Below are 25,468 nucleotides of genomic sequence, written 5' to 3'. Positions count from 1 at the left end.
GATGCAGCAGTGCAACAAGACCATTACTCTTCGTTCCGGAAAAACGCTCGGCGCGGGCAGTCCTTGCTTCGTGGTGGCGGAAATCGGCAACAATCACCAGGGCGATCCTGCACTGGCGGCCCAGATGGTGCACGAGGCCGCACGCGCCGGGGTGGACGCCGTGAAATTTCAAAAGCGCAATACCGAGGCGCTGTTGACCCGTGCCGGACGGGAAAAGCCCTACACCGGCTCCAACAGCTTCGGGCCGACGTATGGCGAACATCGCGACGCCCTGGAATTGTCCGTGTCCCAGCTGGCAGGGCTGAAAGAGCTTGCCGAAAGCCTGGGCCTGATCTTTTTCGCTTCGGCCTGGGATGGACCCAGCCTGGATGAAATGCTGGAACTGAAGCCGGAGCTGTTGAAAATCAGTTCCGCCGAGCTGGTCAACCTGCCCTTGGTGCGCAAAATGGCCTGTTCGGGCATTCCTCTGATCATGTCCACGGGCATGAGCAGCATGGCCGACATCGAAAGCGCCCTGGCCGAAGTTCGCCGCAAGCATGATGACGTGGTGTTGCTGCATTGCAACAGCCGCTACCCCTGCCCTGAAGAGCAGATTGGCCTGCCCGTGATGGGATCCCTGGCCCAGGCGTTCGACCTGCCGGTGGGCTACTCCGGACATGAGCGCGGCATGGGACCGAGCGTGGCGTCCGTGGCCATGGGTGCCTGCGTGGTGGAACGCCACTTCACCCTGGATAAAACCATGCGCGGTACGGACCACCAGGTTTCCCTCACGCCCGACGAACTGGCCCTGATGGTCGGCATGATCCGCGAGGTGGAAAAAGCCATGGACGTGCAGGGCAAGACCGTGTTCCCGGAAGAACTGGCCGCAGCAAAAAAATTGCGCAAGAGCATTGTGTTTTCCCGCGATTTGCCGGTGGGGCACGTTTTGGGGGAAGCGGATCTGACCACAAAATGCCCCGGGGACGGGGTTTCGCCCATGCGCTGGGATGAAGTGGTCGGGCGTACCTTGCGCACCGCGGTTCGGCATGAGCAGCAACTCCAGTGGGAGGTGCTGGAGCCTGCACATACGTCGCAGGCGCGCACCGCCTCCGGTTCCTGAGCCGTTGCCGGGTGTTGCGGAGCGTCCCGGCTCTGGGGCGTGCCGGAGGGAACAACTATCCATGTCGGTTTTCCTCGTAGGTGCTTTCCACGTGGCAGCGCGTGGAAAATACGTATCCCCCTTTTCAAGAATGCAATGGTCGTATACAAGAGGAGAAGGGAGGTAGGCGTCTATGCAGGGGAAACAGGAAATCTTGTTGGAAACCGGCACAAATGAACTTGAAGTGCTGGAATTCTATGTGGACCACAGCAGCGCCGACGGGAAAAGCACCGAGCGGAGCCGTTTCGGCGTCAACGTGGCCAAGGTCATGGAAGTTGTGGAAGTGCCCAAGGATCTGCAATCCGAAGGTACGGACCGGCATCCCGCGCTCATGGGTACCATTCCGTTGCGGGAGTTGGCTCTGCCCGTGGTGGATCTCGGAAAATGGCTCGACCTGGAACGCTCCCCCGCTCCCAATGAAAATATCATCGTGACCCGCTTCAACAACGTGGTCACCGGGTTTCTGGTCACGGGCGTGGTGCAGATCCACCGCGTGAACTGGAAGGATATCGAATCCCCGGGCAAAGTCATGTCCAGTCTGCCGGGCAACTGCATCACCGGCTCCATGCTGCTGAACGACAATTTCGTGCTGCTCATTGATCTGGAACGCGCCCTGGCGGAACTGGACGAAACCGGGGAGCTTACGGACGATTCCTCCTCAGCGGACAGCGGAGGGGAGGGAAAGCGCGTGCTCCTGGCCGACGATTCCACCTCGGTACGTGCCTTGCTCAGTCAGCGGTTCGACAAGGCCGGGTTTGAAGTCAGCGCCTACATGGATGGACAGGAAGCCTGGGATGAGCTGCAACATTTGCGGGATCAGTCCCAGGAGCAGGGCGTTCCGGTCACGGATTTGCTGGATGTGGTGGTCACGGATGTGGAAATGCCGCGCATGGACGGCTACACTCTGACCCGGCATATTAAGGACGATCCCATACTTAGTGCGTTGCCCGTGGTGCTTTTTTCCTCGCTCATCGCCGGAGATGTTGCCCACAAGGGCGACGCCGTGCGGGCGGATCTCCAGGTGACCAAACCGGATTTCAACAATCTGACCAGCAAGGTTTTGGAATTGGTGGATTCCAGGAACTGATCCTCCCGAAAGGTTCCCCTCGAAAGTGCGGGTGCCTTTTTCAAAGACGGCGCAATGCTTCGGGCTTGAGCCGTACTCCTCCTGCCAGTGCCGCATCAATGCGCGCCAAAGCCTTTTCCCGTCCCTTGGGAAGCCGTACCTGCAAAGGGAGGCGATTGGACGCGTGGTCCGATAAAAATAAGCCGCGGGTCAGGTGGGTGTGCGCCAACAACTCGCGCAGCTCCACCAGTGCCTCGTGCGCCGTAAGCTCCCGAAAATGACCGGATTGCGCTTCCGCATGGAGCGGCGTCCCCGGAATGAGCATCAGCGTGAGCGCGGCGGCCTGGTCCGGATCCATGGCCGAAAGCGCCGCACCCGTGGCCCGGGCATGCTCCAGGCTTTGATCCGGTCCGCCCAGCCCAAGCAGCACCGTGACGTTGAGCCGAAACCCCGCATCGCGCAGCCGTTGGCCCTGCTGTACAAGAAATGCGGCGTCTCCATATTTTTTGACACGCCGTAGGGTGGGATCGTGTCCCGACTCCAGCCCCATGTAAAGCATGCCCAGCCCATGGCGGCGCAATTCGCGCAGCTCCGCATCCGTCTTGCGTGCCACGGCCTTGGCATTGGCGTAACTGCCGATGCGCGTGAGCCTGGGCAGGGCCGAGCGGATTTCATCCAGCAGCCCCACAAGCCGGGCCTGCGGCATGATCAATGCGTCGCCGTCGCATAAAAATAATCGGCGCTGGTCCGGAAAATGCCGAGCCGCATAGCCGATGTCCTTGGTGACAACATCCTCAGGCTTGATGGAAAATCGTTTGCCCTGGTACGCGCCGCAAAAGGTACACTTGCCGTGGGAACAGCCCGTGGTGACCTGCAATAAAATGGATTCCGCCTCGCTGGGCGGACGTATGATCCGGCCTTGATAGTCCATCAAACTGGTCTGCACGAGTTCCGGCAAACAGGCAAGCCGTGAAGGAGTGGAATGGGTGGCCTTCGGCGACCAGGGGGCAAACCTTTCTGAAGAAAGGTTCTTCCCCCTGGACCCCCTTTCCAAAGACTTTCCCTAGCTCCAGGCCTGCGGCCTGTCGCGGTTATCGTTGTTTGTTTTGTTTGGGGGCGCACCGTTGCCGCGAGTTTCGGGAGGGCGGAGCCATCCCGGAAATCGCGGCAACATGAGATCGCGCTGCCGCGCTGCTCCGCCTTGCCATTCCCCGGACTCCATCCCACCCTACGCCCCCGGCCGCGCGAAAGCGCGAGACCGGGAAAAGGGATTCCAAAGGGTCGCGGACCCTTTGGCCGCCGGAGGCATAGTATTGGCTTGGCGGATATGCGGAGGGGATACAATAACGAAAAAGGCCGTTCCATTTGGAACGGCCTAAATTTTCGGAGTGGTGGGCTCGGCAGGATTCGAACCTGCGACCTTTCGGTTCGTAGCCGAATGCTCTATCCACTGAGCCACGAGCCCACGCGAGGAAGAGAGAACTAAAGCAATCCCCTTCGGTCGTCAAGGACTTTTTGCCGATTTTTTGAAAATTCCCCATTGCCGGGTGTGGATATTGGGATCCGACGCGATTGTGGGAGGGGGGGGTACTGGTGGGATATGTTTTTGAGCGTGGTTGTCTTGGACCTGAAACCTTGCCGGTGCGCCCAAAACACGATACCAACATTGCACGGCACAGATGATCGAGTGAGCGCCCGCACGTATGCGCCGCCGCTTCTTCGCATGCACCGGAAACCCACAGCAGACAAGGATATTCCAGGAGATCGACGGGGACATTTATTTTTGACTCGCTGTACGCTTTGACCTATCCTCCCATGTCGGTTCTATCCCTGGCAATCGTTTACCAACCTATCGAGATCAGGAACGCATCCCATGTACACGCTCAACACACTGCCCGGCGACGACGTCCGTCAAATCATGTGGCGCTTCGCCGATCGTTTCGACCTCCAGATGGTGGTCCAATCCGCCCGCCAGATTGCGCGGGGAACCGTGGCCGGTCTCGTGGCCCAGGGCGTCCGCGCCAGCCATGAGTGGAACGAACAGAAGGATCAGCTTCTGGAGGCGTTTGACCAATCCGGTTTGACATCGTTGTTCATGGATCCGCATCAGGGCGGGTTCATTGAGGGACCAAAAAATTTGGCGTTGGCTCTGGTGGCCTTTGAGTTGTCCTGGGTGGACGGCGGGTCCGCCACGTGCTCCTTGGCCAGCAACCTGGCCCTGGCCCCCATCCACGAGAAGGGCACCCCGGAGCAGCGCGACTACTACATGCACAAGGCCACGCCGCCCCAGCCGGGCGAGGACCGGGAGATCTGGCGCGGCGCGTTCGCGCTCACCGAGCCGCTGCCGTATGTGGGCGTGGACACGGGCGTTCTCGTGGGCAAGGTCCGCGTGGACGAATGGAAGGACGGCGAGGAGCCGATGCTGCATGTGGAAAAACGCGGCCGGTTCATCACCAATATGGATTTCGCCCATTTCGTGACTGCGGCCGTGGACTCCACGGACGATCGTATTCAGGGTTCCTGTATGATCACCCTGCAGGCCGACGACCCGGGTACGTTTGACCGCGGCGCGCCCACCCTGAAGATGTGTCACCAGCTTTCCTCCACACGCGATCCCATCATCTCCGTGAAGGTTCCGGCCAGCCGCATCATCGGCGGGTACGAGATCAAGGACGGAGTCATTGTCCCCAAATATTCCCACGCCGAGATTATCGGCGCGGTGTTCCACCGCACCCGTATTCCGGTGGGTCTGATGACCACGGCCAAGTTGCTTTCCGCTATTGAGCCGGTGATTCGCTATCATCGCACCCGTTTCCGGGGCGGCGATGCCTCTGGTCCCGGGAGTCCTAAGTTTGAAATGGGCCTGCAACAGAAGGAAGACACCCGCCAGCGTCTTGTGGACATCTGGGCTGCGGGCGAAGCTGGCGCTTCCCTTGGTTTTTCTGCCGCACGCATGGCCGATGATTTCGATCCCATTGAAAAGCAGAAGGAAGCGCTTTTGGCCGAGCAGGGCTGTGAAGGGCCGCGCAAGCAAATGGCCGCGTTGAAGAAAAAACAGCCCGAGACCCTGGAATATGTGGATCTGCTGTTTGCCGAGGGAGCGGACCAAGGCCGTTTGGCGGAACTGGAGTCCGATCCCCTGGTGCGTTTTTCCTATCTCGACGCCGTGCTCAACGTGACCATTCCGGCCACCAAGCTGTGGAACACGGGCGTTGGTGCCACGTTCCTGCGTGAGGCCATCAGTCTTATGGGCGGGTACGGCATCACCGAGGACTGCCCCGGCTTTTTGATGCACAAATGGGCCGACGCCCAGCTTGAAGCCACCTACGAAGGTCCGGAAGCTGTACAGCGCATGCACCTCACCGTGACCATGAGCAATCCGGTATTTTTGGCCGTGTTGAAGAACAAGGCGGATCAACTGGAAGCCTCGGGTCGTCCCGGAGCCGCTGCCCTGGCCGAGGGGCTGCGTACCTGGCTCTGGGCGCAGGACTTCCTGGCCAAGGCCAAGGACGCGGATGGCAAAAAACTGCTGCACCGCAAGCGGCAGGGGGTTTCCTTCCCACTGGCCGACGCGTTGTGCTGGCTTGTGGCCGCCGTCACCTTCATGGATGATGTGGCCGCTTTGATCGAGCAAGGCCCGATGAATCCCACCGTGGCCGAGGGACTGGAAGGCCTCTCCGGATTCTACAACGATCTTGGCTTTGTGCAGGCGGCCCGCTCCACAGGGGAAGCCGGACGCATTTTGGCCGAGCTGGTTTACGGCTTCGAGGCCCAGGGCGACACCGCCCCCTTTGCCGCCCTGCGCGCGGCCACTGACGCCAAGCTCGCGGGTTCCCGGTTGGCCAAGGACCGCGCCGCCGAAGCCCTGGCCGGCGTGATGATCCCCGAAGCCCTGGATTATCCGCTGTAAATCCGCAACAATAATAATCCCGGCTCCCGTGGCGCACCGTGCCCACGGGAGCCGATGCATACCAGACGGAGCACGCATGAGCGATCAGACGCCCCAAATCAACCCCGACGACCTGCGGCAATCCATGGAAGCGGACATCGTCTGCGTGGGCTACGGGCCAGCCACCGCCGGATTCCTGGCCACGCTGATTCCCGCCCTCATGAATGAAGACGGGACGCCCATCGCCGAATCCAAGGCCATGCCGGGCATGCCGCCGCAGGTGCTCTGCTATGAACGCGCCGACGACATCGGATTCGGTGTTTCCGGCATCGTGACCAAAGGCCGCGGCATCCGCGCTTCCTTCCCGGAGCTGGACCTTTCCCAGATCCCCATGGCTTGCGAGGTCACCGAGGAAAAGGTCGTGTATCTTTTTGATCCCGTGGGGGCCAGCCGTAAGGCCACGGGCATGAAGGCCTTTGAAAAGCTCTTGCTTCCGTTCCGACGGGATATGGCTGCCGAACTCCCCTGGATTCCTCCTTTCCTGCGTAAGGAACCGGGAATGCTGCTCTCCATGGGGCAGTTTCTTTCCTGGACCGGCGCACAGGCCATGGGATCGGGGATGGCCCAGATCTGGCCCGGCATGCCCGTGGAAAAAGCCCTTACCGAGGACGACAAGGTCACGGGCGTGCGGCTTGTTGATCAGGGCGTGGCGCGGGACGGCACCCCGGAAGGCGCGTTTATGCCCGGCATGGACGTCAAAGCGCAGCTCACCGTGGTGGGCGACGGTCCCGTGGGTGCTGTGGGACGCGGGTTGAACAACGAATTCGGCCTGCCCAAGGGCAACCATCAACGCGAATGGGCCGTGGGCATGAAGATGGTCGTGGATTTGCCCGAGCACTGCGGTCTCAAGCCCGGCACCGTGCTGCATACCCTGGGCTATCCCGAGCCGGAAATTTTTGGTTTTCTCTATGTCTACCCGGACAATGTGGCGTCCCTGGGCATTTTTGTGCCGTCCTGGTTTGACTCCCCGGTCCGCACCGCCTACCGCTACCTCCAGCATTGGATGATGCATCCCTACCTCTGGAAGCACCTTCGCGGCGGGACCATGCGTTCCTGGGGCGCCAAGTCCCTGCTGGAATCGGGACGCCGCGGCGAACCGTTCCTGACGGGCGATGGTTGGGCGCGCATCGGCGAAGGCTCCGGCACCACCAACGTGCTAACCGGCTCGGGCGTGGACGAAGCCTGGACCTCGGGTGTGCAGCTCGGCCAGGCCGTCCTTGACCTGATGCGCAAGGGACGTGATTTCACCAAGGACAATCTGGATATCGCCTACGCCGCACGGCGTCGTGCCTCCTGGCTGGAAGAGGAGTCCGTGCAGTCCGAAAAGGCTCGCGACGGCTTCCAAAAAGGCATGGTTTCCGGATTGATGGGCATGGCGTTGTCCGGCCTGACCAAAGGCGCGTTCAACCTCTCGGGTCCGCAAAAGCGCGTGTATGAGCGCATTCCCACCCTGGAGGAATATTACCGCCACATCCTGCCTGCCGGGGAAATCATGCGCATCCGCGAGGAGTGCAAGACCAATGGCCGCCCCCTGCACGATACGCTCATGGAGCGTGCGGGCTGGCCGTCCATCCCCTATGACGGCAAGCTCTTGGTTTCCCATCAGGATGCCCTGCTCATGGGTGGCAAGGTCCAGGCCAACCCGGGATTCGCGGATCATGTCCGATTCCTGGATCCGCAGGCCTGCGCCCGCTGCCGGACCAACATTTGCGTCGAAGTCTGCTCCGGCCAGGCCATCACCATGAATCCGGATGGTCCTGTGCCTCTGTTCGACCGCGAAAAATGCGTGCATTGCGGCGCGTGCCTGTGGAACTGTACCCAGGCGCATCCTGACGATCCTGAACGGACCAATGTGGATTTTTCCGCTGGATCCGGCGGATTGCATTCGGCTGAGAACTAAATTCCGCTCCCCACGGCGGGAGCCGATCTTTCCCTTCCACGCCGTTGCCGCGTGCGGCGGCCTGTTGACAACTGACGCGGGTAAGCCCTTGCTGCCGACCATGGCGCGGGCCGACCGCAACGGAGCATTTTCCCGCTCCGCACGTTTCGAGCAAAGGCGGTGGATCTCGCACCCAGGAGACCGCCCCCAAGCCGCAACAAGGAGAATCTATGAGTTACCACATCGTGGTCTGCGGCAGTATCGTTCCTGATCCGCTGCAAACCCTGAACCCCGTGGACAGTCCGCAGGGACCGGCCTTGAAAAATGAGATGATGCTTCCCGCCGTGCTCGACCCCTGGGCCGGGCATGCCCTGTACGAAGCCGCCAACCTAGCCGCCAAGCGCGGAGATTGCCGGGTCTGGCTCGTGAGCCTCGGTCCCAAGGCCAAGCTCCAGCAGGTCATGATGGCCGTGGCGCAAAAAGCCCCCTTTGAGCTGGTGGCCGTGGACGGACCTGCCTCGGGCTTCACCGACAGCTTCCAGGTGGCCGAAGCCCTGGCCCAGGCCATTGAGGGCATCGCTGATCTGGATCGTGAAAAGCTCCTGCTCTTCGGCGGCTGGCAATCCGCTTCCCGTGGCTCGGGTTCCACCATTCAGATGGTGGCCGAACGTCTCGGCATCGTGGACCAGTTCCAGGGCGTGGACCAGCTCTCCATCACCGACAACGGCCTTGAAGTGCTGGAACGCATTGAGGGCGGCAGCTGGCTGACCTCCACCGTCCAGGGCGCTCCGGCCGCGTTTGGCTGGGCCACCGGCGAATTGCCCGAACCGCCCAACAATCCCCAGGTGGGCATGATGAACATGAAGACCATTATGCCCGCGCTCCAGCAGGCCAAGCCGGCCCAGCTCGGCAACGGCTTCGGTGTGCTGGGCGTGAGCCTGCCGCAGGTGGTGCGCGAAACCCGCGTGGTCAAGGACATGCCCGTGGATGACATCGCCCGCGAACTCGTGGACTGGATTCAGGGATAAGGGGAAGAGTATGAGTATTTTGTATCTCGCACATACCGACGACAACGGCAGTCTGTCCAAGGCCGCCATGGAAACTCTCGGCACCGCAAAACAGCTTGCCGACAACCTGGGCCGACCGCTCAAGGTGGGACTCGTGGGCGCCGACGTGACCCAGGCCGCGCAAAGCATCGGCGGATGCGGAGCCGAGGCCTTTTTCAGCGTCAGCGGCGAAGCCTTCGGACAGTCCCGCTACAGCACGGATGCCGCAGCCTGTGCCGCACTTTGCACTGCGGCCGAAGCCAAAATCGTCCTCGCCCCGGCCACGGCCCGGTTTGCCCGTTGTTTGCCCGGGGCAGCCTACCGTCTGGGCGGCCGCATCGACACCAACATCACCGCACTGGATGCGGTTGACGGCAACCCGCTACCCACCCGATGGTTCTACCGGCAACGTATGTCCGGCCAGGTGCAGCGTGATATGGATTCCTTTGACGGACCCTGGGTGCTGACCCTGTCGCCCGGATGCGCCGAACCCGCCGAATTCCCCGGGGAGGCGGCGCTCCAGGCTGTGGATGTCCCGCTGGACAACCTGACCCGCACCACGGTGACGGGCGTGAAAAAGCCTGACGCTGACGCCCAGACCATCCGCCCGGATGCGAATTTGCTCATCGTGGCCGGTGCAGGCTGGACCAAAAAACAAAATGACGGACAGCCCCACGTCAAGGAAGCGGGCGAAATGTTGCTCGATTTTCTGGACAAAACGAAAAGTTCCCTTGGCAGTTCCAAGTCTCTGGTGGACCTCGGGTCCGAAGGGCAGGATGTGCTGGACTTCCTCACGCATCTGCACCAAGTGGGGCAGACCGGCTCCACACCGCGCCACCCCAAGGGGCTGGCGACCTGTTGCCACGGCGAGGAACCCCACGTGGTGGGCTGGCGGTTCATCAATGAGCGCCGCGCCATCAACCTGGATGCCGGATGCGGCTGGGCGCACGGAAAAGCCGATGTGCTCTACGTGGCCGATGCGTTCGCTGTCATGAAAAAAGTGAACGAGTTGCTCGCCAAGTAAAGAACAACAATGCCTCCGGCGGCCCTGCGGGGCTGAAAGGCATGCCTCCGGCGGCCAAAGGGTCCGCGACCCTTTGGAATCCCATTTCCCGGTCTCGCGCTGCGCGCGGCCGGGGGCGTAGGGTGGGAAGGCGTCGGGGGAGTGGCAAGGCGGAGCAGCGCGGCAACGGTGCGCCCCAAAGCAAAAGAACGGCTTCGGCCGTTCTTTTGCTTTGGGGAAGGGGGGGGAATAAGAAACTCAAAAAAACGATAACCGCGACAGGCCGCAGGCCTGGAGCTAATAAAAGTCTTTGGAAGGGGGGGCCGGGGGGAGAACCTTTCTTCAGAAAGGGTTCCCCCCGGAATCTGTATTCGCTTATAATTTAAGCTGTTGCGGTCGTACTTTTTTCGCCACGGATTTGGCTCGCCGTCCCATGCGCAGCATTTGTTCCCGCCAGTTGAGCGCGGCCAGGGTCAGCACGTTCATGATCAGTCCCATGGCCAGCAGAACCAGGGCGTTGTAGAGTGTGGTGCTTCCTTTGACGTTCACCAGGGGGAGTATTTTCCAGGGTACGAACATGGGATACGGCAGATTCCAGTCGCGCATGGCGCCTTCCACACCTGTTTCGGCCCGTTGCGGATCCATGTCCATGTGTTCGCGGACGATTTCCTCGAAGCGTTTTTCCCCCAGGGTCACGGCGTCGTGAATGTTTTTGTTCCCGTAGCGGTATTTATGGCTGGCGCGGAAGGATTCCAGAGCGTCTTCCAGCCGATCTTTCCGGGGTTCCAGAACGGCTTGCTCCGGGGTGCCTTCGGCGTTGCGCAGGTTGATTTTAAGTTCACGCAGCTGATCGGAAAGTTCTTGGTGCCGGGCATGGTAGCTGTTGTTGTTTTCCTGGAGGACCATCAATCCTTCGTAGGCCCAGCGCGAGGGCATGAGCTGGCAGATTTCCGGAATGGGGCTGTTTTCCACAATGGTCAGGCTTTTATTCATTTTTTCGTATTCGATAAGCGCCCCGCCCAGGATGATTTGAGGCACGAGCATGAGCGGCACGATGTTTTGCGCGGCCCGGGAGGAGAGCCGGGGCAGGGAGGAGATGAACAGCCCGGCCGAGAGTCCGGCATAGGAAAGCAGCGAGAGGTAGAGGATGTAGGCCAGAGTGAGTTCGTGCACTTCCAGTATGTAGAATCCGAGGGCCACGAAGAGTGCGTTTTGCACCACGGCAAAGGGCAGCAGCACGAGCAGCTTGGCACCCAGATAGGTGCGGCTGGTCATGTCCAGCATGCGTTCGCGCATGAACAGCGAGCTGTCCCCGATGATTTCGTCCACGGAGTTGGTCATGGACAGGAACAGGGTCACGATGACGGCCACGAACAGGAAGATGCCGAAAAGGTCGTTGGTATACAGGGAGTAGTCCCCGGCCGGTGTATAGCGCAGGATGAAGCCCACGCCCGCGCCCAGGAGAGGCGCCTCCAGAAAGGTAATCAAAAGGTTGGAGCGGTCGCGCACCTTGCTGCGGTAGTTTCGGGAGAGCAGGGTCTGGAATTGGACCAGCCGTTCGCGCAGGCCGATGGCGGGCTTGGGCGGCAGGATGTCGGAACTGGGCAATTGGATGCTGGAGAGCCAGGCATCAATGGCCGTGCTTTCGTATTCCTGTTTCCAGTAGTCCGGGGAGTATTTGCGTTTGCCCAGCACGGAACCGTCGATATCGCGGAGGGATTCCTCCAGACTGTCCAGCAGGATGCCGGGTTGCACGGTCTTGCAGCGCGGACATTCCACCACAATGCGCCCTTTGCGGGCGTCGCGCTCCATGTGGCGTTTGAAGTATTCGAGAGCCGCGTAGGTGGTTCCGTAGTAGGCCAGTTTTCCGCCGTGATCAAGCAGGACCACTTTGTTGAAATTTTTGTAAATTCTGGAGCTGGGTTGGTGGATGACGCAGACCACGATCTTGCCGCGCAAGGTGATGTTGGCCAGCAGCTCCACGATTTTTTCCGAGTCCTTGGAGGACAGGCCCGAGGTGGGTTCGTCGAGCATGTAGATGTCCGCGTCCGTGAGCAGTTCCAGGCCGATGTTCAAGCGCTTACGTTCACCGCCGGACAGGGTTTTGTCCGTGACATCACCCACGCGCAGGTCGCGGCGTTCCGTCAGGCTGATGTCCGTGAGCACCATTTGAATTTTGGCGTCCAGTTCTTCTTCGCTTTTGTCGGGAAAGCGCAGTTTGGCGTAGTAGTAGAGGTTTTCGTAGACCGTGAGGTTGGAGAGCAGCAAATCCTCCTGGGGCACGTAGCCCAGGTGGTGCTTGAGCATGCCGTATTCGCTGTGCAGGTCGTATTCGTCGATGCGGACCTGGCCGCTGGTGGGTGTTTCAAAGCCGCTCATGACCCGCAGCAGGGTGGACTTGCCGCTGCCGCTCGGCCCCATGATGGCCACGAGTTCTCCGTATTCGATATCCAGGGAGACTTCGTCCAGGCCCACGGTGCCGTCTTCAAATACGTGGTGGATGCGATCCGCTGAAAATTTGTTGAAACTGAACGCGGCCTTGCGAAGTTGTTCCTGCTCCGTGTCCAGTGTCAGGTAGTTGCCGTGGACAAAGAGGGTATCCCCGTGGCGCAGGTCCACTTGCCCCTGGCAGGGCCGGTTGTTGAGGTAGATTTGATAGGGGCAGTCCCGTGGGTCGAAGCGGAGCCGACGGCGGGCGCGGTCCATGCGGAAGACCGAGGTCCAGCGTTCGGAGAGGTCGTCGTGGATGAACAGGTCGCCGCGTACCGAGTTGGTCAGGCGGTATTCCTCGCGGCCGTCGTCCAGGGCCAGATCGCGCCGGGCGTTCAGGGAGTAGAACAATTCCCGCAGGTTCATGCGGAAGCCGTTCACGAAAATATCGTCATCCAGGTTGACCTGCACCGCGTCCTGCACGAGTTGGTCGTTGACGTTGACCACGGCGTAGGGGTCCATGAGTACCAGCCGGATGCGCGCCCCGCGAAATTCCAGCCGCAGGACGTCGTTCTCCCCGGGAGCGTCCGCGTAGGCTGGTTCCAGATCGTCCTGGGTGACCCAGCGGTCCACGTTCAGTGGGTTGACCTTGTTTTCGAAGTAAGCCTTCAGGTCGTGGTGCTTGAGGGAGTAATCGTCAAAGAGGATGCGGTAGTTGTGGGAGACGCGGGTGGAGATGTTTTTGTGCAGTTCGTAGTTGTCCACCACAACTTCGTGGCCATCGCATTTTTTGGTGATGCAGTAGAGATTGCGGATTTTGTAGATGAGTACGTCCAGCCCGGGAAAGGGCAGATACACGTCCGCGGTTTCCAGATCCCCCGTGACGCGCAGGGCGATGATGCCGGAGCGGTGCAGGGCTTCGGGGTCGGGTTCGGCCAGGCCGAAGTGGGATTCCACGAAGCGCACGTCCCACTCGGAAATACGCAGGAGTTTGGACATGGCCCGGGCCAGCCGCCGTTCCACGCTTTCGGCCTTGTCCGCGATGATGAATTCATAGACGATGATCAGGCAGTAGACCTTTTCCTGGTAGGAGAGGCGTTCGTCCAAGGCGCGGCAGACCGCGCCCAGGTCCAGGCTGCGGGAGAGGAAGGATTCGAACTGTTCGCGAAAATGGCGGACCACATCGGAAGGGTAGAGGTGGCCGTAAAAGCTGTCGATGAAGGACCGGCGGCGGGCTGAGACCTCCGGACCGGCCTGAGCTACGAGGGCCAGGAGTTTGAGTACCTGGGCCGCGAGGCTGTCCTCGAAGTGTTCCTGGGTGCGCTGTCGGTGGGAGCGGCGTAAGGTGACTGGCCGGAGCATGGGTCTCCAAAGCGGGCTGTGGCGGCTGACCGTCACCGCGTGTCAGTGGGGCGGTCGGGCGGAAGCGGGAAAGGGAAGGGCCGGTCCCACGCCGCCGGGGGACCGAACCCGTCCGAAATTGTTTTCTGCCGCGCGATGGGGACCATGGCGCGTATCGTCGCTCGGTGGGCTACTTGTATCCCGCGAGGATGAACCAGTAATCCATACCGCCCTGGCATTCCACCAGAGTGGCCTTGACGTGGAAGGTTCCGCTCCATTCCGGTTTGAGCGCCACGGTGGCTGGTTCGCCGGTGCCGGTGCTCTGGGCTACGAGATCCCAGTTTTCATCGTACATTTCCAGGCGCAGGGAGCGAACACCCTGGTCCCCCTGAAAGTGGAAGAAGTAGTCGATGCCCGTGGTGAGTTGTGTGTCGAAATAATAGGACTTTCCTTCGGCGAGTTCGCCGATCTGGATGTCGTCCTTAACGCTGTAGCCCTGGTTCTCATATTTGAGCACCTGGTCGTAGGCGGGCTTGCGGATGTCCATGCGCCCGGCCATGGCCAGGATCGGAATCAGCAGCATGGCTGCCAGCAAGGCGAGAGTGCGTGCCTTCATATTTCCTTACCCCCTTTCGATCAGTGCGATCAGATCCGTGGCGATCCGATTCAGGCGTTGGATGTTTTTCGTGGGCACGGGCTTTCGGTATCCCACGCGCACCAGGGATCGGATTTCAGGCAGCGCCTGGAGCACGGCCTGCACTGCCGGGGATTGCCGCGCTTCGGGTTCCATGCCCGAGAGTTCGCGTTCAAAGTAGTTTACGAGGTTCGGCTGATACAGAATGGATGAGCTGTGCTCGGGGTAGAGTCCTTCGGCCAGCAGTCCGGAAGTGACCCGCAGGCCTTCCAGCCAGCCGCCCACGCGTACCAGCGTGGCCACGTCCTGGTCGCCGAGCTGGTCCATCTCCATTTCGATGAGGTAGCGCAGCGCGTCCAGTTCGTCGCGCAGTTCGTCCCAGCGTCCCTGGTTGGCCATGTCCTCAAAGGACTTGCTCCGGTCCAGGATGGTTTCCTGCACCTGGAGTTCCTCGGCCAGGGTGATGACGATGACGATGATCTCGCCGAGTTTGGATTTGTCCTCGGCAAGAATGGCTACCAGGCCGTCAGCGGAGCGAACCCCCAGGTTCAGCGCGCGCATGTAGTTGTCCTGGTAGTCGTAGCGGGGGTTGTGTTCGGCCACGGCCTGCCAGTCGGTTTCACCCAGCCGGTCGATGGCCAGGAACATTTCCGCCGGGGAGGGCAGAGCCACGTTCATGGAAAATTCTTTTTTTTCCGCTTCGGAAAGGTTTTCGGAAAAGGCCGGAGCCGCCGTCAGCGCGATCAGGGCCGAGAGGACGACGAGAAGGACGAGGGGAGTTGTTCGCTTGATCATGCGCACACCTTTGCTGCATTTATGGTACGGGGCCATTGGCGGGAAGGGCGCATATCCCGCTATCGTGCGGAACGATAGCAGTCGCACCGCAAAAAGTAAAACCGCGCCGTCTCCGAATGTGGAGAAAAAGTATCGCGATCAGGCTTCCTTGGCGCGAGCCGCGGCTTGGTCCGGGTCGTGCTCAATGGGAATGAGCCGCTGCAATCCCGCGATCTGCATGACTTCCTCCACCAGTTCCTGGGGGCGGTACAGGACAAGACGCTTTTCCTGCGCGGCCAGTTCCCGGGCGTTGCGCAGGAGCAGGCCCATGCCCATGGAGGCCATGAACGCCACGTCGCCCATGTCCGCGACCACGGAATGGGGGGATTGCCCCACCGCCTCGTTAAAGGCGGTTTCAATTTCCTTGATGCCCGCCGCGTCCATGCGACCGGAAAGCACAACGCGGCGCAGACCGTCCGTGTCTTCCAAGACCGTGAATTCCATTCCCCCTCCTTTGGCGGTCCGCTTGGGCTACGGGTACGCCGTTGCATTATGTATCCGGCTTTTCGGGGGAAGGCAACCAAGCCGAAAACTTTTCCGGGGAAATTCGTTGCAGGGCTGTGGGGGTACCCTGGGCGTTTTGTACGCCATATTGTTCGTGGATGCGGATGCGCCAGGGGGCAACGGTCCGGGCGGGAGGGGAGAGAGCGGCGCAGAAAAAAAGAACGGCCCGACAAAAGCCGAGCCGTTCCTGAGCCTAGTCCGAGATCCCCAAGGCCTTGCGCGTTGCGCGCCGTTTTGGGTGTCCATGTTCTACCGGCCTTCTCGGGTTCGGGTTCCGCCGAGTCCGCGATTCGGGCAACGACCTTCGGTGGATGGCACGCGAAGGGCGGTCTCGCTGCGCCGAAGCGTCCGGCGGCAGGCCCTTGACGGAGAACCGGGCGACTGTCGGCAGCGCTTGATTGGGGGAAGGGAGAGATAGGTGGATCCCTTCCACGCGGCCGTGGTCGTCGGCGTCGTGTGGAAACCGAGGCAAAAGTCTACCGAATGCGTAGGAAAGTCAAGTGAAAAAAAGCACGAAAGATTTTCGTGCTGATAAACAGGCGGAACCTCCCTGTCAACCGGACATCCCCTTGATGGTGAAGAAGAACGTGGCGCCGTGGCCCAGACCTTCGGACTCCACCCAGATGCGTCCGCCGTGGGTTTCTATGACGCGTTTGACCAGGGCCAGTCCGATGCCGGTGCCGCCCTTGCCCTGGTCCAGTTGGTCGAAGAGTCCGAAGACTTTGTGGAAGTAATCCTTTTTGATGCCGATGCCGTTGTCTTTGACAAACACGACATCCTCTCCGTTTTCCTTGCGGACGCCGATTTCGATGTGGGGATCGGGCTGTTCGCCCATGAATTTAGTGGCGTTGTCCACGAGGTTTTGGAAGACCTCAAGCATCCGGGGTCGGTCCGCCCGCACTGTGGGCAGGTCCGGTTGAATGTCCACGGAAACGCCCAGCTCGTTGATTTGTCCGGCCACCAGCTCCACGGCTTCGCCCGCGAGGGTGCCGAGATTCACTTCCTCGGGCGGGTTGTTGAGCCGGCCCACGCGGGAAAGTTCAAGCAGTTCGTCGAGCAACTGCTGCATCTTGTCCGCGGCCTGGCCGATGCGGCCCATGTCTTTTTCAATGTGTTCCTTGTCGCCGCGCTCCAGATCAGTCTGCAACATGCCCAGAAAGCCTTTGATGGTGATGAGCGGGCTTTTGAGATCGTGGGATACGGTGTAGGTGAAGCGTTCCAACTCGGCGTTTTTTTCTTCCAGTTCGTTGATCAGTTCCTCGCGCATGGCTTCGGCTTCCTTGCGCTCGGTGATGTCCTGGTGCGTGCCGGTCATGCGGAGCGGCTCCCCCTGGGGACCGCGTTCCGTGACCTGCCCTCGCGTGAGCACCCAGCGGTATCCGCCGTCGCTGCTGCGCATGCGGAATTCCGAAGTGAATTCCTCGCCCCCGTCTTTGAGGTGTTGGTCCAGGGCGGCACGAACCCGGGGCTGGTCTTCGGGATGAATGAGTTTTTCCCAGGTTTCCAGAGTCGGGGGCATGGAGTCCGGTTCATAGCCGAGCATGGTGTACCAGCGCGGCGAATAGTAGGATTGATTGTGCGGCAATTCCCAGTCCCAAAGGCCGTCGTTGGCCGCTGTAATGGCCATGTTCAAGCGCTGCTCGCTTACGGAGAGGGCTTCGTTGACGCGGCGCAGGGATTCCTCGCGTGCGCGGATGGTGGCGGACATTTTTTGAAAGGAGTCCATGATGCGTTCCAGTTCGGCATAGCGCGGGCCGGAAATGGATTTGGAAAAGTCGCCCCGGGCCACATGGTCCATGGCTTGTTCCAGCTCCGTCAAGGGCCGCCGGAGAAAGACGCGCAAGAGGATGCCCGTGGCCACGAACAGGGCCAGGGCCGTGGCCGCGATGTTCATGGAGGTGGCATAGAGGAGCTGGCGCGCGGTTTTTTGGCTGCTGGCCAGGGAGAGCGCCATGTCCAGATGGCCGATGACGTGTCCTTCAAAGGTGATGCTGCGGGTGCGGTGAATTTCCTCGGCGGTCCGGTCTTCGGCTTCGTAGAGGTAGAGTGTTTCCCCGCGGGAATCCGCGATGCGCAGGCGGGAGAAGAGGTCGTTTCGTTCGTAAACCTGTCCCACGTGCCGCACGTTGGCGGTATCCAGGGTCCACATGGGGATGGCAAGAATTTCCGCAAGTTCGTCGGCGTAGTTGTCGGCCTTGATTTCCAGTTCGGCGTTGGCACGACGTGCGAGGTTCCAATGCTGGATGCCGAACAGTGCCGCCACCAGGATGACCACCGCCGCCACGAGGCTGATCGTCAAGTTTCTGGAAAGGGACCGTTTACTGCTCTGGATCATCGTCTTTCTCCTCGCTCTCGCTATAGCACGATTATGGCCCTTCAGGAAGCGCAAGCAGGCGTTGCAGCGTATTCGCGGGCATGTCCCAGCGGGCATGGATGCGCGCCAGGGTGCCGTCGCGGCGCATGGCTTCAAAGGCGCGACGCCAGCGCGCCACAATATCGGGATCGGTGGTCTTGGAAAAGGCCAGGAAGAGCTTCATGGTTTTGAAGATGAACACGCGCTCCACGCTGCTTCGGGGCTGGCCCAGGCGCTTTAGTTGATGACGAATGCCCATTTCATCGGCAATGACCGCTGGAACGCGACCGCCGAGCATCATTTGCACACTGTTGGAAAAGGCCGGGGAAACGTGCAGATTTACGAATCCCAGGTCGCGGAGATATTGTTCGCGCACGTCCGAGCGGTATACGCTGATGCCGCTGAGCATGCGGGCGTCGTCCATGTCGTGTATGTGCAGGTTGGATTCCGGCTTGGCATAGAGCGCCCAGGAAATATACATCACCGGTCCCACCCATTGGAACAGGTCGTGCCGTTCCGGAGTGTGGCTGATGGTGAACAGCAGCGTGTCGGGTTGGGTCAGGGCCGTGTTGTACGCCCTGGCCCAGGGCAGAAAATGGAACTCTCCATGCATTTCGGTGCGGCGCAGCAGTTCGCGCACGATGTCCACCGAATACCCGGCCGGTCCCTGCTGGGTCAGGAAATTAAAGGGCGGACCGCTTTCCGTGACGAGCAGCAACCTGTCTTCGCCTGATGCGGAACAGGGTGCAGGGAGCATGACCAGGGCGAGAAGCCATGCCATGAAGATAAGCCATGTCTTGTGCCGAAACATGGGCAGAAACCCCTCTCGTTTGTGGGAGTATGCCATGCTCCGAGTAAAAATGCCAGGGCATGCCATTGCCTCGCGAAACAAAGCGAGGTATTCCGGCTCTACAAGGGAGTGGATGCGCCGGGTTGCAAAGAGGTGCAACTTCCCCGGGTTTGTTGGAAACTGCGCGACTTGACCCGCGCAAAAGTCAATATCAGGATGGGTGGGAATGCTACAACGCGAAAAACGTTCACGCGGAAGTGTATTCCCCGTACGCAACAGTCTGAATGTTTCGAGTGGACGACAAGGATCGTTTCTTTCAACAGCCTGTAACGCCCCGGAGTGACGAAGCGTCGTGCCGATCCGTTGGAAGTATTTTCTCGCGTTGCTGTTTCTCAGCCTGGTTCCCTTGCTCACGGCGGGCTGGATCATGCAGCGCGGCACCCAACGCCTGGAGCGCACGGTCTCGGACGTTGCGGGCCGGGAAGTGACCCGCATGGTTACGGCCCAGTTGGAACAGGACGCGGAAAACGCCTCCAAGTCCGTACTGCGAGGCACTGCGGCGCTGACCTTTGCCTTGCGGTCCCTGGCCGTGGAAACGGAATCCCTGCTGGCCCGCCCCTTTGTGCGTGCTCCCAAGGTCTATTTCGGTCCGGACTTCGACCACCCGCCCAGCGAGCCGCCGGATCTTGTCGAGGATCGGCGCTATACCCGTCGAACCCTGGACGGCGTGGAACCCATGCGCGTGAGCTTTTCCCATCCCGTGTTTCTCAAGGCTGCAGGCCTGTCCGAACGGCGCATCGGACCTGACGTGGCCCGTCTGGCCCGGCTGACGCCCCTTTGCCGTGATGTTTTCCAGTTTTCCGGGTACGCGGCCCATCGACTCTACGTGGCTCTGGAAAGCGGGGTAAGCATGGCCTATCCCGGATTCGGCGGCTATCCCCGCGGATTGGATCTGCGGGAGTCGGCCTGGTACGCCCGGGCCAGGGAATCCGGCAAGGCGGAGTGGTCCGGCCTGCTCTACAGCCGTAATACGGGCCGGGTGCTTTTGGCCCTGAACCGTCCTTTGTATGGTCCGGAAGGTCACTTTGCCGGGGTCGCGGGCATAGAGGCGCCGGTAAGCTGGTTCCTGCAGGAGGCCCGGCTCGCCTCGCAATGGTCCGAGGAGATGCGGTCCTTTCTTGTGAGCGCGCGCATTGATCCGCGCCGCAAGACCCTGGGGCTGCAAATCATGGCGGAACGGCATATTTCCCGCGACGCGGAGTCTGCGGGGACCGCCGTGGACTATCGCTGGATGCGTCCGGTGGACGACCCGGAGTTTACGGGGCTGGTGGAGCGGATCCGCAACGGCGGTTCCGGCAGCATGGAAATGGAGTACGAGGGCCGACCTTCCATCTGGGCCTTTGCTCCGGTGGAGGGCAACACCGCCTTCCTGTTGGTGGTCCCCAAAACCGTGGCCATGAACGTCCCGGCGCGACTGCGCAAGGATGTGGCCGCCCATGCCGCGGCCCAGCGGAGCACCGCCCTGCTGGCGGCCCTGGCCGTGCTGGCGGGGGCTGCGCTGCTCGCCTATGTGGGGGCCAAGCGCGCTTCGGATATGGTCATGCTCATGGTGGGCGCGTGGCAGCGGCTGGCCGGCGGGGACTACACCGCGCGTCTGGACATGCGCACCCGGGACGAGCGGGATCTTTTGGTACAGGCGTTTAATGAGACCGTACCCAAGCTGGAGGATCATGTGCGTCTGAGCCGGTCCATGGCCCTGGCCCGGGAGGTGCAACAGAATCTGGTCCCGCGGGAGCCGCCCCGGATTCCCGGCCTGGACGTGGCCGGAACCGTGGTGTTTTGTGACGAAACCGGCGGGGATTACTATGACGCGTTCGTTCTGCCCGGTGATGACGGCAAACGCCTGACCGTGGCCGTGGGCGACGTGTCCGGACACGGAGCAGCTCCGGCCTTGCTCATGGCCACGGTGCGCGCCATGCTGCGGGCCGCTTCCGAGGCGCGGCGCGGGCTGGCCCGGCGTGTGGCCCTGGTGAACCGGCGTCTCTATGAGGATGTGGCTCCCTCCGGGCGGTTCATGACCCTGTTTTGCGCGGAATTCGACATGGCCCGGAATGTGATCCGCTGGGTGCGTGCCGGACACGAACCCGCCTGGCTCTATGATCCCTGGACCGGGGAATTCGAGGAGCTGCGCGGCGAGGGACTCAGCCTTGGATTTTTGGAGGAAACCGAGTTCGAGGAACAGGAACGGGGCTTTGACCGTCGCGGCCAGTTCGCGTTGCTGGCCACGGACGGCATTTGGGAATCCGTGAACGCCGAAGGGGAACCCTTTGGCCGCGCCCGCATGCTGGACGTGGTGCGTCGCCACGCCGACAGTGACGCCGCCGGAATCGTACAGGCCGTGCTGGATGCCCTGGATCGCTTTCGGGGGGGCAAGGCCTGCGAGGACGACGTGACCCTGGCCGTAATCAAACGCAAGTGATCCGTTGCAGCTTTGCTGTCCGGGCCGGGAAATCGTACCGAAAGGGCGCGCCCGCCGATGGTTTTGAATTATGCTTCCTCACAGCCGTGAGTGAAGACCCTGTATAATCCCATACTGCCATGAAAAAATGTCTGGACGCGTCGGAAGGGCAGGCGCGAGGCTCCCAGCAGGGCGCGAATGCCGCCTCCGGCCAGGAACTGCCGGTAGTTGGCGAAGTGTTCGGCACCGGCCAGGCGTTCCACCAGCGAAGCAAGGCGCATGGCCCCGCGTCCGGCAGCGGACTCCGGCCAGCGATAGTCCAGCAGCACCAGGGAACCGCCCGGCAGCAGCAGCCGCATGGATTCCTCCAGTATTTCTTCCCGCGTGTGCGGCGGTTTTTCATGCAGGGCCAGGGAGACGCACACGCAGCCGAAGCTCCTGTCCGCGTAGCCGGTGGCGGCGGCGTTGCCGTGCACATAGTTGATTCGCGGCGAGGTGGTGCGCTGGGCGGTGCGGAGCATGGCCGGGGAGAGATCCAGGCCGTGGACCCGCAACCCGCGCTCCAGGAGGAACACGGCCTGCCGACCCGTGCCGCAGCAGAGGTCCAGCACCGGCGGGGGCGGTCCCTCGCTTTTGGCAAAGGGGCGCAGACAGTGCTCCACCAGCGCGGCCACGTGACGGCGCGGCCGGTCCAGCAGGGGATTGAGCAGAGGGTCATATAACCGTGCGCATCCCTGGTATTCGTCGGTTCGGGGGGGATCCTCGCTCATGCGAAATGCTCCAGTCGTCGGCAGGCCTCTTCCAGTTCGGGCCAGCGTTTGGCGAAACAGAACCGGGCCAAGCCCTGGCCCAGTGGGTCGTTCCAAAAAGCGCGTCCGGGGACGCAGGCCACGCCGGTTTCCCGAAGCAGGTGCATGGCGCGTTCGTGGCTGTCGCGGCCGGGCAGATGGTCGATGCGTGCCAGGGCGTAGTACGCGCCGTCGGGAACATGGGGCTTGAGTCCGGCCCGGGTCAGAGCCAGGCAAAAGCGGTCCCGTTTGCGGCGGTGGTCCTCGGCCAGTTCTTGGTAATAGTCGTCGCCGAGCTGATCGAGTCCGTTGGCCGCGCCCATTTGCAACGGCGCGGGCGGGCAGACGTAATAAAGGTCGTTGAAGTGGCCGATGGGTTCATGCCAGCGGGAATGGCACACGGCCCAGCCCAACCGCCAGCCCGTGACCGCGAAGACTTTGGATACGCCGGAGATGGACACCACGCGTTCTTCCATGCCGGGCAGGGTCGCCGGGGAGATGTGCCTGTGCCCGTCGTAGACGAAGTGTTCATAGATTTCATCGGACAGGAGCATGAGGTCGTGTTTCCGGCAAAAGCGGGCCACGCGCTCCAGTTCCTCCTGGGTAAAGACCTTGCCGCAGGGGTTCAGCGGGGTGTTCAGCACCACGCCGCGCAGTTTGGGCGAGGCGGCCGCGTCCAGATCGTCGTCCGTGAAGCTCCAGTCCGGCTGCCGCAGGGAAACGAATGTGGGCGTGAGGTCCATGGACCGCAGGGTGTTCACATGATATCCGTAAAAGGGTTCGAAAAGCAGGATTTCGTCGCCCGGATCAAACATGGCCGCACAGGTGGCCTGGAACGCGCCGGTGGCTCCCACGCTGACCACGATGTTGGATTCCGGATCCAGGTCCAGCCCTTGGAAGCGGCGCTGGTGCCGGGCGATGGCCTGGCGGAATTCGGGCAGACCGTCAAAGCGTGTGTAGACGTTTTTGCCCTGGCGCATGGCCTGCTCGGCTCCGTGGAGCACCGGCTCCGGCACGTCCAGATCGCAGACGCCCTGGGCCAGGTTGATGCCGTCCACGGCAGCGCAGGCCAGGGTCATGCTTCGAATATCGGATTGTTTCACAAGATCGCAACGTTGGCTTTGCCTGATCGGCATGATCAAATCCTTTGACGAATTCTAGGTGAAGGGAAAACCAAAGGTGAATATATATGAGTTTGCTACGGAACAAAACCCTGATCGTTACGGGGGCATCTCGCGGAATCGGTAAGGCGCTTGCCGTGGAGCTGGCCGGGCGCGGAGTGCGGCTGTTGCTCTCGGCCCGGTCGGAAAAGCGCCTGCGGGAGGTGGTCGAGCCCTGCGCCGAACAAGGCGGTGCGGTGCAGGGCGTGGCCGGAAACGTGGCCCATGCCGAGGTGGTGGAGCGGCTGATGCTCCGGGCCGGGGATGAGGAGCAGTTTGCGGGATTCATCCATGCGGCCGGGGTGCTGGCTCCTGGCCCGTCCGCCTGGGAATTGCCGGAACCCGTTTTTTGCGAGGTTATGGATGCCAGCGTCAAGGGCGCGTACCAGTTGGCCCGGTTTTGCTATCCCCTGTTGCTGCGCAAAGGGGGCGGACTGGCCGTGTTTTTTGGATCCGGGGCCGCGGAAAAAGCCTTGCCCGGCACAGCGGCTTATTGTGCGGCCAAGGCCGCGGAAGAGCATTACATGCGGCAACTGGCCGTGGAAACCGACCAGGTGACCGCCCTGGTGTACCGGCCCGGCATCGTGGAGACCCGGATGCAGCGGCAGGCTCGGGAAGCCGAGGGAGGGCAGGCCGAGCGGGTGCGCTCCACGTTTGGTCCGTGGAAGGCCAAAGGTCTCCTGGCCACTCCCGAGGCGTCCGCATCGAAATTGGCGGACCTGCTGGAGCATCCCTGGCCGGAGTTGCACGGCCGTACGTTCGATTATCGGGAGCTGTGAGCCGAAAGCGGGGTGCGAGAACAGGCTGTTGAAAACGCACGTTTGCTGCGTTGCTTCAAAAGCAGCACATCATCGCGCGCAGGAAGTGTCCGTCGTCCCTGGTGTTTTTCGCACTTTGCGCGCACATGGTTTTGATCCGCCTATGGATGGATTGTTTACCGATCAGGCAAAGAGAACGCCCGATATCGTGCCGATGGATTATTGCGGCCGGTGGTAGACCCGTTCCGGGTAGAGCGCCTTGCCTGTTGCGGGCATCCAGAGCAGCCGGTGGATTTTGTCCCCGTCTCCCATGAACATGACCGTACCCCGCACGGGCTTGGGCGTGAGCAGGCTCGGGCCGTAGGTGTAGATGTAGCGGCTGTTGTATTCGGTGAGGGCGCGGGTGAAGCCGCGATCCGGCACATGCAGGATCAGCTTTTCCACACGGGGATCCTTGCGGCCGTCCACAATGAACACGTCCAGGCCGTCCGCCGTGCGGAAATGCCCCACCAATCCCCCCACATAGTAGGAATGATAGTTGTCGAACAGGGTGGCGCCGAAGCGCACCTTGGGTCCGTAGGATGTGGACTGGAGTGCGCCCACCATGCCCCCGGCCTCGGCAAACTCGCGGTACAGCTCCTCCTCCTCGGGCGTACGTCCGCCGTAGTCCACGAGCACCTTGTTGGGGCTGATGGGGATGGCGCCCATGTCTTCCGGGGGAGCCAGATATTCCGGCGGCATCATGGCGGCCAGTTCGTCTTCCGTGAGCTGCATGCCCGCCAGTTGCTTGAAGGCGATGGGGGACGTGAGGAACAGGGCCAGGAGCAGCGTGGCGAGATGCAGCGCCAGGGAAAGGCTCCAGGCCAGGACGCGGGCGGACGGACGGGCAGTCATCTCATTCCCCGCTTTGGGCGGCGTCTCGGGCCGTGTCCGCGCCGTCTTCCTCCTCGGCCACAATGCCGATGTGCGGCACGCCGGCCTCGCGGATTTCCGCCATGACCCGGACCACGTCGCCGTAGGGTACGCTTTGGTCGGCCCGCAGGAACAGCGCCTTGTCCTGTTTGAGCACTCGCTGAATCATGTATTCGCGCAGATGATCCCGCGGCACTTCTTCCTGGTCCAGAAAGAGCCGGGCGTCCGCGTCCATGGTCAGCACGAAGTGCCCGCTGCCTTTGGGCAGGGATTCCACGGTGCGGGTGCGGGGCAGATCCACCTGCACGCCCTCGCCTTTGACCGCGGCCCCCACCATGACGAACACCAGGAGCACGAGCATCACGTCCACAAAGGGCGTGGTGTTGATTTCCGTAAGATACCGTCGGCGGCTGCGTTGGGCCATC

The 25,468-nt window shown here is 61.6% G+C and carries 19 protein-coding genes and 1 tRNA gene; 8 read left to right on the top strand and 12 right to left on the bottom strand.

Going from position 1 to position 25,468, the window contains the following annotated elements; translation table 11 throughout:
- The first annotated feature begins 1 nt into the window (after position 1).
- Both B5D49_RS07695 and B5D49_RS07690 read left to right on the top strand, forming a co-directional pair.
- On the top strand, positions 2-1,099 hold the full coding sequence (locus B5D49_RS07695) for an N-acetylneuraminate synthase family protein (protein WP_078717104.1): 1,098 nt from the start codon (positions 2-4) through the stop codon (positions 1,097-1,099).
- Positions 1,100-1,271: 172 nt separating this feature from the next.
- Positions 1,272-2,225: a chemotaxis protein gene (locus B5D49_RS07690; RefSeq protein WP_078717103.1), complete on the top strand. Its 954-nt coding sequence runs from the start codon at positions 1,272-1,274 to the stop codon at positions 2,223-2,225.
- Between the two features lie 40 nt (positions 2,226-2,265).
- Here B5D49_RS07690 and B5D49_RS07685 read toward each other — a convergent pair whose 3' ends face one another.
- Both B5D49_RS07685 and B5D49_RS07680 read right to left on the bottom strand, forming a co-directional pair.
- On the bottom strand, positions 2,266-3,150 hold the full coding sequence (locus B5D49_RS07685; protein WP_234990657.1) for a radical SAM protein: 885 nt from the start codon (positions 3,148-3,150) through the stop codon (positions 2,266-2,268).
- A 443-nt stretch (positions 3,151-3,593) separates the two neighbouring features.
- Positions 3,594-3,669: transfer RNA gene (locus tag B5D49_RS07680), tRNA-Arg, on the bottom strand.
- A gap of 408 nt (positions 3,670-4,077) precedes the next feature.
- On the opposite strand from B5D49_RS07680, the gene B5D49_RS07675 reads away from it, so the two are divergent.
- The 4 genes from B5D49_RS07675 (at position 4,078) to B5D49_RS07660 (ending at position 10,102) form a co-directional block, all read left to right on the top strand.
- Positions 4,078-6,114, top strand: a complete 2,037-nt coding sequence (locus B5D49_RS07675) for an acyl-CoA dehydrogenase family protein (RefSeq protein WP_078717101.1) — start codon at positions 4,078-4,080, stop codon at positions 6,112-6,114.
- A gap of 76 nt (positions 6,115-6,190) precedes the next feature.
- Entirely contained in the window at positions 6,191-8,053 is a 1,863-nt protein-coding gene (locus B5D49_RS07670; RefSeq protein WP_078717100.1) for a 4Fe-4S ferredoxin, read from the top strand.
- 209 nt (positions 8,054-8,262) lie between these two features.
- Positions 8,263-9,060, top strand: a complete 798-nt coding sequence (locus B5D49_RS07665) for an electron transfer flavoprotein subunit beta/FixA family protein (RefSeq protein ID WP_078717099.1) — start codon at positions 8,263-8,265, stop codon at positions 9,058-9,060.
- A gap of 10 nt (positions 9,061-9,070) precedes the next feature.
- Positions 9,071-10,102 (top strand): electron transfer flavoprotein subunit alpha/FixB family protein, encoded by a 1,032-nt coding sequence (locus B5D49_RS07660; protein ID WP_078717098.1) that lies wholly within the window; start codon positions 9,071-9,073, stop codon positions 10,100-10,102.
- Positions 10,103-10,456: 354 nt separating this feature from the next.
- Here B5D49_RS07660 and B5D49_RS07655 read toward each other — a convergent pair whose 3' ends face one another.
- From B5D49_RS07655 to B5D49_RS14850, 6 genes are all read right to left on the bottom strand, one after another.
- On the bottom strand, positions 10,457-13,873 hold the full coding sequence (locus tag B5D49_RS07655; protein ID WP_078717097.1) for an ATP-binding cassette domain-containing protein: 3,417 nt from the start codon (positions 13,871-13,873) through the stop codon (positions 10,457-10,459).
- 169 nt (positions 13,874-14,042) lie between these two features.
- Entirely contained in the window at positions 14,043-14,468 is a 426-nt protein-coding gene (locus B5D49_RS07650) for a hypothetical protein (RefSeq protein WP_078717096.1), read from the bottom strand.
- 6 nt (positions 14,469-14,474) lie between these two features.
- Positions 14,475-15,281 (bottom strand): hypothetical protein, encoded by an 807-nt coding sequence (locus B5D49_RS07645; protein WP_078717095.1) that lies wholly within the window; start codon positions 15,279-15,281, stop codon positions 14,475-14,477.
- A gap of 138 nt (positions 15,282-15,419) precedes the next feature.
- Positions 15,420-15,764 carry an STAS domain-containing protein gene (locus tag B5D49_RS07640; RefSeq protein ID WP_078717094.1) on the bottom strand — a complete coding sequence of 115 codons (345 nt, stop codon included), beginning with the start codon at positions 15,762-15,764 and terminating at the stop codon, positions 15,420-15,422.
- Between the two features lie 613 nt (positions 15,765-16,377).
- Positions 16,378-18,159, bottom strand: a complete 1,782-nt coding sequence (locus tag B5D49_RS07635; RefSeq protein ID WP_159447165.1) for a sensor histidine kinase — start codon at positions 18,157-18,159, stop codon at positions 16,378-16,380.
- A 31-nt stretch (positions 18,160-18,190) separates the two neighbouring features.
- Complete coding sequence (locus B5D49_RS14850; RefSeq protein WP_159447164.1) at positions 18,191-18,988, bottom strand: substrate-binding periplasmic protein; 798 nt, start codon at positions 18,986-18,988, stop codon at positions 18,191-18,193.
- 331 nt (positions 18,989-19,319) lie between these two features.
- On the opposite strand from B5D49_RS14850, the gene B5D49_RS07625 reads away from it, so the two are divergent.
- Positions 19,320-21,446, top strand: coding sequence for a SpoIIE family protein phosphatase (locus B5D49_RS07625; RefSeq protein ID WP_159447163.1), 2,127 nt, complete (start codon positions 19,320-19,322; stop codon positions 21,444-21,446).
- 68 nt (positions 21,447-21,514) lie between these two features.
- Here the strand turns inward: B5D49_RS07625 and B5D49_RS07620 are convergent, their stop codons facing one another.
- Positions 21,515-22,195 carry a class I SAM-dependent methyltransferase gene (locus B5D49_RS07620; protein ID WP_078717090.1) on the bottom strand — a complete coding sequence of 227 codons (681 nt, stop codon included), beginning with the start codon at positions 22,193-22,195 and terminating at the stop codon, positions 21,515-21,517.
- Positions 22,192-23,349, bottom strand: a complete 1,158-nt coding sequence (locus tag B5D49_RS07615) for a pyridoxal phosphate-dependent aminotransferase (RefSeq protein WP_078717089.1) — start codon at positions 23,347-23,349, stop codon at positions 22,192-22,194. The genes B5D49_RS07620 and B5D49_RS07615 overlap by 4 nt, the downstream gene beginning before the upstream one ends.
- A 53-nt stretch (positions 23,350-23,402) precedes the next feature.
- Between B5D49_RS07615 and B5D49_RS07610 the strand changes: the two genes are divergently transcribed.
- The gene (locus B5D49_RS07610; RefSeq protein ID WP_078717088.1) at positions 23,403-24,152 is read left to right on the top strand and encodes an SDR family NAD(P)-dependent oxidoreductase; all 750 of its coding nucleotides are present in this window, start codon (positions 23,403-23,405) and stop codon (positions 24,150-24,152) included.
- A gap of 198 nt (positions 24,153-24,350) precedes the next feature.
- Here the strand turns inward: B5D49_RS07610 and B5D49_RS07605 are convergent, their stop codons facing one another.
- Together B5D49_RS07605 and B5D49_RS07600 are read right to left on the bottom strand one after the other, a co-directional pair.
- Positions 24,351-25,025: a hypothetical protein gene (locus B5D49_RS07605; protein ID WP_078717087.1), complete on the bottom strand. Its 675-nt coding sequence runs from the start codon at positions 25,023-25,025 to the stop codon at positions 24,351-24,353.
- Between the two features lies 1 nt (position 25,026).
- On the bottom strand, positions 25,027-25,467 hold the full coding sequence (locus B5D49_RS07600) for an ExbD/TolR family protein (protein WP_078717086.1): 441 nt from the start codon (positions 25,465-25,467) through the stop codon (positions 25,027-25,029).
- Between the last annotated feature and the right edge of the window lies 1 nt (position 25,468).

It is taken from the genome of Paucidesulfovibrio gracilis DSM 16080 (assembly GCF_900167125.1).
GTDB lineage: Bacteria > Desulfobacterota > Desulfovibrionia > Desulfovibrionales > Desulfovibrionaceae > Paucidesulfovibrio > Paucidesulfovibrio gracilis.
The sequence above is the reverse complement of the archived record's forward strand: the minus strand, read 5'-3'. Positions and strand labels throughout refer to the sequence as shown.

Excerpts from the sequence above, each read along its gene's own strand:
- B5D49_RS07695 (WP_078717104.1), top strand. The coding sequence starts at position 2 with ATGCAGCAGTGCAACAAGACCATTACTCTTCGTTCCGGAAAAACGCTC.
- B5D49_RS07690 (WP_078717103.1), top strand. The coding sequence starts at position 1,272 with ATGCAGGGGAAACAGGAAATCTTGTTGGAAACCGGCACAAATGAACTT.
- B5D49_RS07675 (WP_078717101.1), top strand. The coding sequence starts at position 4,078 with ATGTACACGCTCAACACACTGCCCGGCGACGACGTCCGTCAAATCATG.
- B5D49_RS07670 (WP_078717100.1), top strand. The coding sequence starts at position 6,191 with ATGAGCGATCAGACGCCCCAAATCAACCCCGACGACCTGCGGCAATCC.
- B5D49_RS07665 (WP_078717099.1), top strand. The coding sequence starts at position 8,263 with ATGAGTTACCACATCGTGGTCTGCGGCAGTATCGTTCCTGATCCGCTG.
- B5D49_RS07660 (WP_078717098.1), top strand. The coding sequence starts at position 9,071 with ATGAGTATTTTGTATCTCGCACATACCGACGACAACGGCAGTCTGTCC.
- B5D49_RS07655 (WP_078717097.1), bottom strand. The coding sequence starts at position 13,873 with ATGCTCCGGCCAGTCACCTTACGCCGCTCCCACCGACAGCGCACCCAG.
- B5D49_RS07650 (WP_078717096.1), bottom strand. The coding sequence starts at position 14,468 with ATGAAGGCACGCACTCTCGCCTTGCTGGCAGCCATGCTGCTGATTCCG.
- B5D49_RS07645 (WP_078717095.1), bottom strand. The coding sequence starts at position 15,281 with ATGATCAAGCGAACAACTCCCCTCGTCCTTCTCGTCGTCCTCTCGGCC.
- B5D49_RS07640 (WP_078717094.1), bottom strand. The coding sequence starts at position 15,764 with ATGGAATTCACGGTCTTGGAAGACACGGACGGTCTGCGCCGCGTTGTG.
- B5D49_RS07635 (WP_159447165.1), bottom strand. The coding sequence starts at position 18,159 with ATGATCCAGAGCAGTAAACGGTCCCTTTCCAGAAACTTGACGATCAGC.
- B5D49_RS14850 (WP_159447164.1), bottom strand. The coding sequence starts at position 18,988 with ATGTTTCGGCACAAGACATGGCTTATCTTCATGGCATGGCTTCTCGCC.
- B5D49_RS07620 (WP_078717090.1), bottom strand. The coding sequence starts at position 22,195 with ATGAGCGAGGATCCCCCCCGAACCGACGAATACCAGGGATGCGCACGG.
- B5D49_RS07615 (WP_078717089.1), bottom strand. The coding sequence starts at position 23,349 with ATGCCGATCAGGCAAAGCCAACGTTGCGATCTTGTGAAACAATCCGAT.
- B5D49_RS07610 (WP_078717088.1), top strand. The coding sequence starts at position 23,403 with ATGAGTTTGCTACGGAACAAAACCCTGATCGTTACGGGGGCATCTCGC.
- B5D49_RS07605 (WP_078717087.1), bottom strand. The coding sequence starts at position 25,025 with ATGACTGCCCGTCCGTCCGCCCGCGTCCTGGCCTGGAGCCTTTCCCTG.
- B5D49_RS07600 (WP_078717086.1), bottom strand. The coding sequence starts at position 25,467 with ATGGCCCAACGCAGCCGCCGACGGTATCTTACGGAAATCAACACCACG.